13 protein-coding genes and 1 pseudogene are annotated in these 13,589 nt (G+C 72.5%); 4 read left to right on the forward strand and 10 right to left on the reverse strand.

Annotation, left to right across the window (positions count from 1 at the left end):
* Positions 1-15 precede the first annotated feature (15 nt).
* From ACQEV1_RS27740 to ACQEV1_RS27755, 4 genes are all read right to left on the reverse strand, one after another.
* On the reverse strand, positions 16-567 hold the full coding sequence (locus ACQEV1_RS27740; protein ID WP_285576100.1) for an FHA domain-containing protein: 552 nt from the start codon (positions 565-567) through the stop codon (positions 16-18).
* Positions 568-889: 322 nt separating this feature from the next.
* Positions 890-1,591 (reverse strand): DUF881 domain-containing protein, encoded by a 702-nt coding sequence (locus ACQEV1_RS27745; protein ID WP_285623716.1) that lies wholly within the window; start codon positions 1,589-1,591, stop codon positions 890-892.
* The gene (locus tag ACQEV1_RS27750; protein ID WP_285576105.1) at positions 1,588-1,920 is read right to left on the reverse strand and encodes a small basic family protein; all 333 of its coding nucleotides are present in this window, start codon (positions 1,918-1,920) and stop codon (positions 1,588-1,590) included. The genes ACQEV1_RS27745 and ACQEV1_RS27750 overlap by 4 nt, the downstream gene beginning before the upstream one ends.
* Complete coding sequence (locus ACQEV1_RS27755; protein WP_433397159.1) at positions 1,917-2,777, reverse strand: DUF881 domain-containing protein; 861 nt, start codon at positions 2,775-2,777, stop codon at positions 1,917-1,919. The genes ACQEV1_RS27750 and ACQEV1_RS27755 overlap by 4 nt, the downstream gene beginning before the upstream one ends.
* Before the next feature lie 108 nt (positions 2,778-2,885).
* Here ACQEV1_RS27755 and ACQEV1_RS27760 point away from each other — a divergent pair.
* A pseudogene (locus tag ACQEV1_RS27760) lies at positions 2,886-3,350 on the forward strand (2'-5' RNA ligase family protein); the annotation flags it as partial.
* A 167-nt stretch (positions 3,351-3,517) separates the two neighbouring features.
* The gene (locus tag ACQEV1_RS27765) at positions 3,518-3,928 is read left to right on the forward strand and encodes a hypothetical protein (protein WP_433406190.1); all 411 of its coding nucleotides are present in this window, start codon (positions 3,518-3,520) and stop codon (positions 3,926-3,928) included.
* A 7-nt stretch (positions 3,929-3,935) separates the two neighbouring features.
* On the opposite strand, the gene ACQEV1_RS27770 is transcribed toward ACQEV1_RS27765, so the two are convergent.
* The 5 genes from ACQEV1_RS27770 to ACQEV1_RS27790 form a co-directional block, all read right to left on the reverse strand.
* Entirely contained in the window at positions 3,936-4,949 is a 1,014-nt protein-coding gene (locus ACQEV1_RS27770; RefSeq protein ID WP_433397161.1) for an alpha/beta fold hydrolase, read from the reverse strand.
* A complete protein-coding gene (locus tag ACQEV1_RS27775) occupies positions 4,946-7,444 on the reverse strand; it encodes a mannose-1-phosphate guanyltransferase (RefSeq protein ID WP_285576116.1) in 2,499 nt (832 codons plus the stop codon). The genes ACQEV1_RS27770 and ACQEV1_RS27775 overlap by 4 nt, the downstream gene beginning before the upstream one ends.
* Positions 7,445-7,475: 31 nt before the next feature.
* Complete coding sequence (locus ACQEV1_RS27780) at positions 7,476-8,069, reverse strand: CDP-alcohol phosphatidyltransferase family protein (protein WP_349497979.1); 594 nt, start codon at positions 8,067-8,069, stop codon at positions 7,476-7,478.
* Positions 8,070-8,296: 227 nt separating this feature from the next.
* A complete protein-coding gene (locus tag ACQEV1_RS27785; protein ID WP_432705582.1) occupies positions 8,297-8,467 on the reverse strand; it encodes a DUF397 domain-containing protein in 171 nt (56 codons plus the stop codon).
* A gap of 521 nt (positions 8,468-8,988) precedes the next feature.
* On the reverse strand, positions 8,989-10,632 hold the full coding sequence (locus tag ACQEV1_RS27790; protein WP_433397164.1) for a beta-N-acetylhexosaminidase: 1,644 nt from the start codon (positions 10,630-10,632) through the stop codon (positions 8,989-8,991).
* Positions 10,633-10,895: 263 nt separating this feature from the next.
* Between ACQEV1_RS27790 and ACQEV1_RS27795 the strand changes: the two genes are divergently transcribed.
* The gene (locus tag ACQEV1_RS27795) at positions 10,896-11,813 is read left to right on the forward strand and encodes an NAD(P)H-binding protein (RefSeq protein ID WP_433397166.1); all 918 of its coding nucleotides are present in this window, start codon (positions 10,896-10,898) and stop codon (positions 11,811-11,813) included.
* A 128-nt stretch (positions 11,814-11,941) separates the two neighbouring features.
* Positions 11,942-12,628, forward strand: a complete 687-nt coding sequence (locus tag ACQEV1_RS27800; RefSeq protein ID WP_285623697.1) for a dienelactone hydrolase family protein — start codon at positions 11,942-11,944, stop codon at positions 12,626-12,628.
* Positions 12,629-12,639: 11 nt separating this feature from the next.
* Here the strand turns inward: ACQEV1_RS27800 and ACQEV1_RS27805 are convergent, their stop codons facing one another.
* Positions 12,640-13,524 carry a phosphotransferase family protein gene (locus ACQEV1_RS27805; RefSeq protein WP_285623695.1) on the reverse strand — a complete coding sequence of 295 codons (885 nt, stop codon included), beginning with the start codon at positions 13,522-13,524 and terminating at the stop codon, positions 12,640-12,642.
* Positions 13,525-13,589 lie beyond the last annotated feature (65 nt).

Genomic DNA, 13,589 nt, shown 5'->3' on the forward strand with positions numbered 1-13,589 from the left:
AGGCCTCCAGCGCCCTCACAGCCCTCCTGGATGCCGCCCGTCGGCGGCATGCTGCGGGTTGGTGAGGAACACCAGCCGGAACTTGCCGATCTGGACCTCGTCACCGCCGGACAGGCCCGCCTCGTCGATCCGCTCGCGGTTGACGTAGGTGCCGTTGAGGCTGCCCACGTCGCGCACGGAGAACTGAGGACCGCGACGGTAGAACTCGGCGTGCCGGCGGGACACCGTCACGTCGTCGAGGAAGATGTCGCTGTCGGGGTGACGGCCCGCGGTGGTGCTGTCGCTGTCGAGGAGGAAGCGGCTCCCGGCGTTCGGCCCTCGCTTGACGACGAGGAGCGCGGTGTTCGGCGGGAGGGCCTCGACCCCGGTCTGATCGGCGGGCAGTTCGTCGCCCGCGTCCGGCTCCGCGACGTCGACGGCGCCCAGCGATATCGTCGACGTGGAGTCGTTCGGCTCGCCCATCACCGGCGGAGGAACGCTACGCGTCAGCGGCGTGCCGCAGTTCGAGCAGAAGCGCGCATCATCCGGGTTGGCGTGACCACACTGCGTGCAGTAGACGCTCGGCATTTATCGGCTCGGCCTCCTACCTATGGCCTCGGTGTGCCAGTGGCACCGTACGGCGCGGAGGACGAGCGCTCGGCACCGTGGTCCGCTCGGTCCCCAGCACACCATCCCCCTCCGAGCGCCGTCGGCGATGACGCCCGTTTCGTTCCTCACCCGCCACGACGACGGTTGCCGCAACTTACGCGGCAACGCCCGAGGGGTCAACCACGACAGGCGTGGTCTGTCCTCAAGCTACCGCCGGTAGTGATCGCCGGTCCATGCCGCCGCGCCGGGGGAAGAACCAGGCGTACCTCTCGCTACCGAAAGTAGTGGATCAGGCGACCGCCTACGGTGATCTTACCGCCTGAACGGTGATTTTCTCACGCTGTGCGACCACCCCGTCGGCGCCGCTGTTGTGCAGCGTCCGCAGGACGCCCCCGGGGATGTTCATCGCGGTCGCGAGCGTGTGCGGGTCGCCGATGACCAGGAACCGGTACGGCGGCGTGAGCAGGTGCCCGTCGGCCATCACCCCGCCCCCGGACGGGTCGGTGAAGTAGGTGCTCACGCCCACGCGTACGTCGCCGACCTGGACGACCTCGGCGCCCGCGTCGCGCAGCTCCTCCAGCGTGTCGAGGAGGGAGGCGGCGCGCACCCGGCCCTGCGGGTCGTTGATGGTCAGCTCGATCCCCGGGCCGGTGGCGGGCAGCGTGCCCGCGAGGATGCCGTACGTCGTGGCGCGGCGGCGGGCGTCCTCGAGCGCGGCCTGCCCCTGGGCGTCGTGCTGGAGTCCGGACTTGGTGGCGTCCAGGTCGCGGATGTCGGAGCGCAGCCGGTCCGAGCGCTGCGACAGGTCGCCGAGGATGCCGACGAGCTCGTCCTGGCGCGCGGTGGCGAACTTGGTGTCCTTGTCGTTGGAGCGCACCTGGGCGGCGACGGCGAAGCCGAGCACCGCGCACAGCACCGCGACGATCAGCTGTCCGCGGTTGAGGCGCGGGCGCAGCAACCCCTTCCGCCCGCCGGCGTCGTTCTCGCCGCTCTGCTCGCTCATGCCTGGAAGAGCTTCCGCCGGATCGCGGCGACGTTGGAGAAGATGCGGATGCCGAGGACGACCACGACGCCCGTGGACAGCTGCGAGCCCACGCCGAGCTGGTCGCCGAAGAACACGATGAGCGCCGCGATGATCGTGTTGCTGAGGAACGACACGACGAACACCTTGTCGTCGAAAACGCCGTCGAGCCGGGCCCGCAGGCCGCCGAACATGGCGTCGAGCGCGGCCACGATCGCGATCGGCAGGTACGGCTGCAGCCACAGCGGCACCCCGGGGTGGAAGACGAAGCCGAGCACGACTCCGGCCGCGAGGCCGATGAGGGCGATCACTTGGGGGTCTCCTCCGGCTGGGCGTAGCGGAGGCGCGGGGCGGGTGCCGCGGGGAGCCGCACGTCGTCCTCCTGGCGAATGTCGAAGCGTATGCCGAACGTGGCCTTGAGGGTACGGAAGGCGCGGCCCGCCGCGGAACCGGCGAAGGTCTTGTCCAGGCCGTCGCCGAGGGCGGTCACGACGTACGGGGGTGAGAGCGGCTGGTAGTCGACCAGGATGGCGTCGCCGGCGGAGCGGATCGCGGTCGTGGCGGTCATCCGCTGGCCGTTGATGGCGATCGCCGTCGCGCCGGCCGCCCAGAGCCCGTTGACGAGCCGCTGCAGGTCCTGGTCGTAGATGTGGCCGTCCTGCTGGGCGGTCGCGCCGCGCGCGGTGTGGGAGTCGTCCACCGTGACGACCGCCGCGGTGCCGGTGGCGGGCGCCGCCGCGGCCTGGCCGGCGGCCCGGTCGAGCGACTGGCGGGCGTTCTGGCCGGCGTCGCTGCTCGCCAGCGCCGACCGGCGGAGGCTCTCGGTCTGCCGTTGCAGGGCTTCGGCCTGCCGCTGGAGGGAGGCGGTCTCGTCGGTGCGCTGGCGGATCTGCGCGATCAGGGCGTCGCGCTGGCGTTCGGCGACCGGCGCTCCCCGGCGTACCTGGATGACCGCCATGGCGCCGAGCAGCCCGAGGAGCAGGGTCGCGGCCAGCAGCCGCGACGTCCGCCCGGCGCGCCCGGACCGGCCGCCGCCACCCGCGGCGGCCCGCCGTGCGGCGGCCTCCTCGTACCCGGGGTCGAGGCCGGAACCGGACAGCAGGTCGGCGAGCAGCGACATGGAGGCGTCCGGCCGGTCCCACCGCCTCTTCACTCCCGGTTCGCTCATCCGCCTTATTGTGGCAAGGTCGCGCCACCGGTCGGACCGGGGTCCGCCGACGCGAGACGCGAAGAGTATCGGGTGGACGGGTGCGCGAGGCCGCCGGACACTTCCGTCATGCCCCCGACGCAGAGCGCGCTGATCGTGCCGGTGCCCGAGGCCGATGAGGCGGTCGGCCCGCACCGGGCATCGCTCGACACCGCCGCCTCCTGGGGCGTGCTCGCGCACGTCACGGTGCTCTACCCGTTCCTGCCGCCCGGCCGGATCGACGACGAGGTGCTCGCCCGTGTCGCCGGCGCGGTCGCCCGCGTGCCGCGGTTCGCGATGACACTGCGGAGCGTCCGCTGGTTCGGCGACGCGGTCGTATGGCTGGCGCCCGAGCCCGCCGAACCGTTCCGGGCGCTCACCGCGGCGGTCTGGGAGCGGTTCCCCGAGACTCCCCCGTACGGTGGCGCGCATCCCGACTCGGCACCGCACCTGACGATCGGGCACGACGCGCCCCGCCACCTGCTGGAGCGGGCCGCCGAGGCCGTCGCGGCGCACCTGCCGATCCGGACCTCCGTCGACGCGGTCTCTCTCGTCGTGAGGGTCGCCGGAGGCGGACTCCTGGCACGCCGTCGCCGGGTTCCCGCTGGGAGACGGCGCGCGTCCGGGGCGAACTCACAGGGAACTCTGAGCATGTTCGCACGTGTTCCCCAGGACCCGCCGGTGGACTGGACCCCGACACACTCCGACGGTGGGGGTCATCGATGGGACACACGGGGGAGGTTCCGCTCCTGCGGCTGCCGATCAGCGGCTGGACGGTCCGGGTGGGCCGGAGCACCGCCGACCGGGCGGCCCTGGAGGTGTACGAGGGCTCCCGCATGGCGGACGTCTGCGTCGCCACGCCCGTGTCGGTCTCGGTCCTGCGCGGGGCGTGGCGCAGCCCGCGCGGCGGCGCGCCCTGGGCCCTCGCCTGGGGTCAGCTCCCCGCCGGGACGACGTCGGTCACCGCGGGGTTCACCACCGGCGGGCTCAGGCCGGCGGTGCGGCGGATCCCAGGGGTCGTCATCGAGGGCATCTACTGGGTGGCCGAGGCCGCGGGCGGCTTCGCCGGCGTGACCGTGCACGCGGGCCCGGTCCTGGTCAGCGGCCGCCTCCGCCGCGTACGCGCTCGCTGAGAGGCCCTCAGGGGCGGCGCTGCGCCGCGAGGGCCTCGACGGCGCGGGCCACCTGGTCCGGCGAGGAGATCATGGTCAGGTGGCGAGCGCCCGGGATGAGGGTGGGCGGCGGGGCTCCGATCCGCCGGGCCGTGTCGGCCGCCGACGTCTTGCTGAAGACGTGGTCCTCCGCGCCGTACACGACCGCCTTGGGCAGGTTCACCCCGCGCAGCAGCCCCAGCCGGCTCGCCGGCAGGCCCGCGACGCCGTACCGCAGCATGCCCCAGACTCCCGCCTCCGCTCCGGCGACCTCGTACGGACGGCGCCACACGTCGAGCCCGGCGGCGTCCAGGGACGGGCACGCCGGCCCGCACTGGCTGGAGTAGATCGTTCGAATCAGCCGGTCCGAGCGCACGACCATCCGCAGGAGCGTGGTGCGGTACGGCGGGATGACCAGGTGGTGGACGAACGACGGAGGGCCGGCGCCACCGGCCAGCGCGTCGCCGTCGAGGAGCAGCAGCCCGCCGGCACGCGTGGGAGCGCGCAGCACCGCCTCGGCCACGATCGCGGCGCCGGCCGAGTGGCCGGCCAGCACCGGGCGGTCCAGCCGCATCGCGTCCAGGAACGCCAGCAGCTGCCGCGTCTGGTGGTCCACCGTGTACGGTCCGCGGCGGGTCGTGTAGCCGGCGCCGTCCAGGTCGATGGCGTACACGCGGTGGTCGCGGGCGAGGAGCGGCGCGAGACGCGCCCAGGTGTCGGCGGACTCCGCGGCGCCGTGCACGAGCACGATCGGCGAGCCGCCGCTCCCCCACACGCGGTACCGGGTCATCAGGTCGCCGGTCCGCACGTACGTCAGCCCGGCCGGGGGACGCGCACGGCCGGCCGTCGCCGCGTTGTAGGCGAACGAGAAGACCGTGACGGCGACGACGAGCACCGCGGCGGCCGCCGCCAGGCGCCGCAGCCACCGCCGGGCACGGGACCGCCCCGGCGGGGCGTGCGTGCCGGCCGCCGGTGCGCCGGCGGTCTCTTCCGCGCTGATCAACTACCGGCGCTCTCGACCACGCGCGCCCAGTCCTGCAGGAGGTCCTGGGCGGTGTCCCGGTCGGCGCCCTCGGCCCACAGGTGCGTGACGGCCTCCGCCGGGTCCGGCAGCACCAGGATCCAGCTCGTGTCGTCCTCGATGACGCGTACGCCGTCGGTGGTGTCGACCCGCCGGGTGCCGGCGGCCTCCACGACGTGACGCATCACGCTGCCCTTGGCCGCCCACGGCGTGGGCACGGACCGCTTGAGCAGGTGCGCCTCGGGGATCCGGTGGTCGATCTGGGACAGGGTCAGGCGGGTGCGGGCGACCAGCCCGAGCATCCGGATGAACGCGGCGATGCCGTCCACGGTCGGGCTGAACTCCGGGATGATGAACCCTCCGCGCCCGTCACCGGCGAAGATGTTGTCCTCCGCGGCGGCGGCCTTGGTCAGCACGTCCTGCGAGGTGGAGGTCCACTCGACCTGCACGCCGTGGAAGCGGCACACCTGCTCGGCGACCCGCGTCGTGGTGACCGGGAGGGCGACGCGGCCGGCCCGGCGCTCGGAGGCGACCAGGTCGAGCACGACCAGGAGGCCGCGGTCGTCGCTGATCAGCTCGCCGTTCTCGTTGACGAGGGTGATGCGCTCCCCGACCGGGTCGAACCGCACGCCGAACGCCGCGCGGGAGGACGACACGAGCTCGCCGAGGCGCTGCAGGTCGCGCATGCGCTCGGCGAGGGTCTCGGTGGGCGACACCTCGTCGAGCCGGTTGTTGACGGTGAGGACCTCGACGCCGAGGCGGCCGAGGAGCTGCGGCAGGACGAGCGACGCGGTGCCGCCCGCGCAGTCGATGACGATCTTGAGCTCGGCCTCGCGGACGCCGCGCATGTCGATGCAGCGCTGCAGGTCGCGGACGTAGGTCTCCACGACGCGGGAGGGGTAGGTCAGCTCGGCGATCTCGCCGGGGAACGCGCGGCGGTACTCCTGCCGCCCGAACACCCGCTCCAGCTTCCGCTGGGCCGCCTGGGACAGGTCGGCACCGTGCTCGTCGAGGAAGACGATGTCGACGCCCTGGGAGTCGCCGGGCGTCGTGCGGATCACGATGCCGCCGGCGCAGTCCTCACGCGCCGTCTCGTACCGCGCGACCGGGATCGGGCACGCCTCCAGGTCCCGTACGTTGATCGCGCTGGCCGTGAGCGCGCTCTGCACGGCCCGGTTGAGCGTGCGGGCCGCGCGGGAGGCGTCGCGGGAGGCGGTGACGCCGGCGCCCTTCTTCAGGGTCGTGGCGTACGCGCTGGCGAGCCGTACCGCGAGCTCCGGGGTGATCTCCACGTTGATCAGGCCGGAGACGCCGCGCGGGCCGAACAGCGTGCGCTGGCCACGCGACTCCCAGATGACGCTCGTGTTGACGACCGCCCCGGCCTCGATCGTCTTGAACGGGTACACCTTGACGTCACTGGAGACGTACGCCTCGGACTCGATCACGCACTCGTCGCCGATGACCGCGCCCTCTTCGATGCGGGCGCCGGCCATGACGTCGGTGTTCTTGCCGACGACGCAGCCGCGGAGGTTCGTGGACGGCCCGATGAAGACGTTGTCGTGCACGACGGCGCGGTGCAGGAACGCGCCCTCCTTGACCACGACGTTGCTGCCGAGCACGGTGTACTCCCGCAGCTCGGCGCCCGCCTCGACCTTGGCGTAGTCGCCGATGTAGAGCGGGCCCTTCAGCACCGCCTCGGAGTCGACCTCCGCCCCCTCGGCGACCCAGACGCCCGGGGAGACCTCGAAGCCGTCGGGCTCGATGTCGATCTTGCCCGACAGCATGTCGGCCTGGGCCTTGAGGTAGCTCTCGTGGGTGCCGACGTCCTCCCAGTAGCCGTCGGCGACGTAGCCGTACAGCGGGGCGCCCTCGGCGAGGAGCTTGGGGAACACGTCGCCCGACCAGTCGACCGACTCGCCCGCCGCGACGTGGTCGAGGACCTCGGGCTCCATGACGTAGATGCCGGTGTTGGCGGTGTCGGAGAAGACCTGCCCCCACGTCGGCTTCTCCAGGAACCGCTGCACCCGGCCGTCGTCATCGATGATGATGATCCCGAACTCCAGCGGGTTGGGCACCCGCTTGAGCGCGATGGTGACGAGCGCCCCGTTCTCCTTGTGGAAGCGCACCAGGTCGGTCAGGTCGATGTCGGTGAGCGCGTCGCCGGAGATCACCAGGAAGCGCTCGTCGCGCAGGGCGTCCTGGGCGTTCTTGACGCTGCCGGCGGTGCCGAGCGGCATCTCCTCGGTCGCGTAGCTGAGGCTCATGCCGATCTCTTCGCCGTCGCCGAAGTAGTTGCGCACGAGCGCGGCGAGGAACTGCACCGTCACGACGGTCTCGGTGAAGCCGTGCCGCTTCAGCAGGCGCAGCACGTGTTCCATGATCGGCTTGTTGACCACCGGAAGCAGTGGCTTCGGCTGGTTGGCCGTCATGGGCCGCAGCCGCGTCCCTTCCCCACCCGCCATCACAACCGCTTTCACGGGAGCCACTCCTTTGCGATGGGTACGCCGATCATGGTCTGGGTTCCGCTCCCTTCAGTTCGCCGTGGCTGACGCCGACCCGGACGAGCTGCCGGGTCTGGGCGGTGTAGAGGGCCGCCGCCCACCAGTACAGGCCGGTCCCCCACAACGTGAACGCCCAGCCGACGACCTTCGCGACCGTGGCCCAGGCGCCCGAGTGGGCGCCCAGCAGCAGGAGCGGGAAGGCGTAGAGCAGGCAGAGGGTGGCGGCCTTGCCCACGAAGTGGACCGGGAGCGCCGCGTAGCCGTGCCGCCTGAGCACGTAGAGGGGGATGCCCATGTAGAGCTCGCGGGCGACGAGCACGACCGCGAGCCACAGCGGGACGATGTCGCGCACGACCAGGCCGATGAGTGTGGCGAAGATGTAAAGACGATCCGCCGCGGGATCCAGGATCGTGCCGATCCGGCTGGTCTGGTCGAGCATCCGGGCGAGCTTGCCGTCCAGCCAGTCCGAGAGCCCGGCGAACACCAGGATGCCCAGGGCCCACCAGTCCTGTTCGGCCAGCACGAGCCACAGGAAAATGGGGACACCGAGCAGACGGGCCAAGCTCAATGCGTTCGGCCACGTCCACAGACGGTCGTTCAACGGCCACCTCCCGCTCCCCAGCGCTGGTCATGACCTTACCTGTCGGTACTGGCGCGCCGAATAAGTGGTGCTGGGCACAACCGGAACAGGCCATTGACGGCGCACGCTGCCCGGACATAGGGCATGCCCACCGCAGGTCGCGGGAACGGATCGGACCTTCGCGGGCCGGGCCCGTCCGGCATCGGCCAGCCACGAAGGCGGCGCTGGCCCGGACCAGGCGCCGCATGTTATTGATCCGGCCGCGTCGGCGGGCCGCACCGCGCCGTCTCGCCTCCGCCCCGCTCCCCCGCGGGGACCCGTGCCACCTCGACGCAGTTTCCACTCGGATTGCTCCGGCCGCTTTTTCGCCACGCCGCATCGGAGAGACCTGACCGCGGGTCGCTGTCGACAGGACGCATCCCCGCCCCCTCTTGACCGACGCCGTCACGGACCGTAAGCGGTCCCAGATCACGGCCCGGCGCATCCACATCTTATTTGCGGACATCATAGAACCTGCACATGCCCTATGCACGTGCATTTCGGCTATCCAGATTCCGGGCACATTCGGATTCATCGATCCTGTCGGCCAAATCGCACAATAACGTCGACCAGAGCCGGTCCGCCGCCGATTCGCCGGCCACGCCGAGGGCGCCGGGCGCACGCGGCCTGAGGCGTCGCGGCGTCCAGCGCCCGTATCGCCGGCCCCCGGATGCGCGTCAGGGCCGGCCGGTGACGGAGCCGGACCTTCTGGGGCGGATCGGGACACCGTCATCTTCTTGCCGTTCCGCCGGCCACACGGGCTGGGCGGTGCGATTCGTTGGAGATCCACAGAGGATCGGCACACCCGCTGACCTGGTGGAACACTTCGAACGTAACTCCATGTGCGACGACGGCGGAAGGGGTTCGGGCGGACGGATGTTCGCGATTCGCGTGGCGGGGCTCACGACGCGGACACCGGCCAGGGCACCTGCGGCGAGCGGTAGTAGTTCACCGCCAGCGCCGACCAGCGCGGACCCTGCGCGGCGAGACGCACGCGGAAGTCGCTCCACGTCCGCGCCGCCTGCGGCGACCAGCCGATCTCGGCGATGGCCGGCAGCCGCGGGAACGCCATGTAGTCGATGTCGTCGTCGGTGACGAGGGTCTCCGACCACAGCGGGGCCTCGACGCCGAGGACGTCCTTTTCGGTCACGCCGTCGACCAGCGTGGCCGGGTCCCAGTCATAAGCGTCCCGGACCTCGACGAGACCGGCCCAGTCCTGGCCCAGCCGGGTGTTCTCGTCGTACTTCATGTCGAGGTAGGCGCGGTTCGCCGGCGACATCACGACCTTGGCGCCCTGGGCGACGGCCTCGCGCGCGGTCCGCGTGCCGCTCTCCGAGCCCGTGGCGGTGTTCCAGTACTGCGCGACCGACCCTGCCGGGAGCCTGCCAGCGCCGATCTCGTTCCAGCCGACCATCTTCTTGCCGTGCCCGGTGACGATGGGGCCGATCCGGCCGATGTAGGTCGCGTAGTCGGCGGCCGTCGTGCTGTGCGCCTCGTCGCCGCCGACGTGGAGGTACGGCCCGGGGGTCAGCCGGGCGAGCTGGCCGAGCACGTCGTCGAGCAGCTGGTACGTCACGGGCTTGCCGATGCACCAGGAGCTGAACCCGACGTCGGTGCCGGTGTAGAGCGGCGGCGCCTTGTCGTCGCAGTTGAGCCGGGCATACGAGGCCAGGGCCGCGTTGGTGTGGCCGGGGCCGTCGATCTCCGGCATGACCGTGACGTAGCGCGCGGCGGCGTACCGGACGATCTGGGTGTAGTCGGCCTGCGTGTAGTAGCCGCCCTTCCCGCCGCCGACCTCGGTGCTCCCGCCGTAGGTGGCCAGGCGCGGCCAGCCGTTGATCGCGATACGCCAGCCCTGGTCGTCGCTCAGGTGCAGGTGGAGGGTGTTGATCTTGTACAGCGCGGCCAGGTCGATGTAGCGCTCGACCTGGCGCACCGTGAAGAAGTGCCGGGCGACGTCGAGCATCGTGCCGCGCCAGGCGAACCGCGGGGAGTCCTCGACCCGCACGCCGGGCACCGTCCACGGACCGCGCTGGACGGTCGCGGCCTCCACGGACGGCGGCAGGAGCTGGCGCAATGTCTGCACGCCGCGGAACAGGCCCTCCGCGGTGCCGGCCTCCAGGCGTACGGCCGTCCTGGTCACGTCGAGACGGTAGGCCTCACCCTTCTCCCGGCCGGACAGGCTCAGCGAGATGACGTCGCGCGAGGCGCCGCCGGCGACCAGCGGCAGGCGGTAGCCCGTGGAGCGGCGCAGGATGCCGGCGAGATAGGGGCCGGCCGTGCCCGATCCGGGCCGTGCGACGATCCGGGTGGCGCGGGTGAGGGTGAACGTCACTCCCGGGACGGTCCGCACCGACGAGGGCTCCGGGACCAGCCGCGGCGCGGCGACCTGCGGCGAGGCCGCGGACGGCCGGGCGGTCGCGGGAGCGCCGGGAACGCAGGCGAGGGCCGTGGCGGTCGCCCCGGCGGCCAGGACACGGCGTCCGCGGCGCCCGGCGAGGGTACGGCCGGGACGATCGGACCGGGCCAGTGGTGGACCTGCCACGCGAACCTCCGCTGGGAACGGGCGGCCCGCGCGGGCCGCGTGCGCCCGGACCCCGCCTCGTCCGGCGGTGCTCCGGCCGACGTTTGTTAGGAAGGTTTCCTATAATCCAGGCACGATAGGGAAACTCTTCGATCACGTCAAGACGGCCCTCATCGGCCATCCTAACCATCGGTCATGTTCGATGTCAGGGGCGCGCCCGCCCGGCCCGCTCTCGCCTGCGCGCTTCCTCCCTGCGAGCGGGCGCGGTGCGTACGCTGGCGGACATGGCCGATGAACCCGGACTCATCCTGGTCACCGGCGCCGGGGGCGGGATCGGCGGCGTGGGGCGCACGGTGGTGGAGGCGCTCGCCGCGCACGGCCGGCCGGTGCGCGCGATGGCGCACCACGACGACCCGCGCGCCACCCGGCTGCGCGGCGTCGGCGCCGACGTGGTCGTCGGCGACCTGACGAACCCCGCCGACGTGGCGCGTGCCCTCGACGGCGTCTCCCGGATGTTCTTCAGTCTGAGCGTGTCGCCGGCCTACCTGGAGGCGGCGGCCACCGTCGCCACGGTCGGGCGCGCGCTCGGTTCCCTCGACGCCCTCGTGGCCATGTCGCAGATGACGGTGTCGCAGATGGACGCGTTCAGCACCGATGAGTCGCGGCAGCAGCGGCTGCACTGGCTGTCCGAGCAGGTGCTGAACTGGTCCGGCCTGCCGGTCGTGCACGTCCGTCCCACCGCCTTCCTGGACAACCCGCTGTTCACGACGCTCGTGGCGCGCTCGGTGGCCGAGGACGGCGTGCTCCGGCTGCCGTTCGGCGACGGCCGTACCTCCCCGGTCTCCGCCGAGGACGTCGCGCGGGTCGTCACCGCCGTGCTGGAGGACCCGGAACCCCACCTGGGCCAGGTCCTGGAGCTGACCGGCCTGCGGTCCCAGGACATGAACGGCGTCGCCGGGGAGTTCTCCCGCGCGCTGGGCCGCCCGGTGACGTACGAGGACGTCCCGTTGGAGGAGTGGATCGAGCGGGTCCTCCGCCCCGCGGGCCTGCCGCCGCACGTCGAGCAGCACATCGTGACCATGGCCCGCCTGCACCGCGAGAACCGCTACGACCGGGCCACCCACACCGTCGAGCTGGTCACCGGCCGGCCCGCCGCGACCGTCGAGGAGTTCGTCGCCCGGCACGCCGCGCTCTACGCCTGAGGCCGCCAGGTACGGCTCCGGCCTGGCCGGGTGGTGGTCGGCCCGCCGCGAGGCGGATGACGGGTCGGCGGCGACGAGGCGTAGCGTCGTAGACACGGCGAGTTCGGAGGTCGAATATGAACCCGGACATGAACCCGGACATGAAGATCGTCGAGGAGAGCCGCCAGATCCCGGTCGCGGACGTCGTCCTGGAGGCCGAGGTCGCCGTCCCGGCGCAGGCCCGTGGGGTGGTGCTGTTCGCGCACGGCAGCGGCAGCAGCCGGCACAGCCCCCGCAACCGCCACGTGGCGGGCGTGCTGCGGGAGGCGGGCCTGGCCACCGTCCTGGTCGACCTGCTCACCCCGGCGGAGGAGCAGCGCGACGCCTGGACGGCCGAGCTCCGGTTCGCGATCGGCATGCTCGCCGCGCGTGTCGCGGCGCTGGCCGACTGGGTCTCGGCGTTCTCCCTCACCGAGGGTTTGGGCATTGGGCTGTTCGGCGCCAGCACGGGCGCGGCGGCCGCGCTCGTCGCGGCGGCGGAGCGGCCCGAGATCGTCCAGGCGGTCGTCTCCCGCGGCGGACGGCCGGACCTCGCCGGGGAGTACCTGCACCTGGTCCGCCAGCCCACGCTGCTGATCGTCGGGGGGAACGACCCGGGCGTCATCGACCTCAACCGGCGGGCGCTGCGCGAACTGCCCGGCGAGGGACGCCTGGAGATCGTCCCGGACGCGTCGCACCTGTTCGAGGAGCCCGGGACGCTGGAGCAGGTGTCGTCGCTGGCCCGGGACTGGTTCCTGCTGCACCTGCGGCCCGTGGCGCACGTCGTAGGGAGCTGACGCCCGGGCCGTCAGAGCTCCGACAGCGCGATGGCGACCCAGTGCTCGAAGCGCCCGTAGCGGTCGGCGACCTCCTGCGTGCGCGGCAACGGCATGTCCATGATCGCGTCGGCCGCGTCGGTGAGGTCCCAGTACGGGTGCCGCAGGTCCCGGCCGGACGCCTCCCGGTAGATCTGCTGATACTGCGCGGCCACCTCCACGCCGTACTCGGCCGCCAGGTTGAGCCGCATCCGCGCCAGGTCGATGCCGTACGGCCCGTGGCTGCCGGTGGTCCAGTCGACGATGCCGGTCAGCCGGTCGCCGGACCACACCGTCTGGCCCGGATGGAAGTCGCGGTGGATGAACCCCGTCGGCGTCTCCGGCGCGGCCTGCGCCAGGGCGGCGAACACGCGCTCCCACAGATCGGGGCTGGCCGACCACTCCGGCGGGCGCCGCTCCCCCTGTACGGCGGGGTCGTGGTACGGGGCGTACGGGGGCAGCGCGGTGTCGAGCGGCACCTCGTGGACACGTGCCATCGCCTGTGCCATCGCGGTGAGGAAGCCCGCCATGTCCCACGGCCGTACGGCGGGGCGGCCGGGCACCCGCGTGGTCAGCAACGCCGGAACGTCGCAGATCCGCCCGTACGGGTCGGCGGCGAGCAGGCGCGGCGCGGGCACCTCGGTGTCGTCGAGCAGTTCGAGCACGGCCGCCTCGTTGGCCGGGACGTACCAGGGGTCGGAGCGCAGCCGCCCGGTGTCGTGGAAGCGGCGGACGACGAGCCGCCGCGGGGGCTCGCCGGCGTCGATGGCGTGCAGGGTGGTCGAGCCGACGCCCATCGAGCGGATCGAGGAGATACGCCCGCCGACCACGTCGCGTACCCAGCCGAGCACCGTCTCCGGCGGATGCGGAGATGCCATCTAGCCGCCGGCGGCGAGAAGGCCGGGTGCGATCACCGGTACGCCCGCCCTGATGACGTCCATGT

Origin of the sequence: Actinoallomurus sp. CA-142502 (assembly GCF_050936355.1) — a bacterium.
Lineage (GTDB): Bacteria > Actinomycetota > Actinomycetes > Streptosporangiales > Streptosporangiaceae > Actinoallomurus > Actinoallomurus iriomotensis.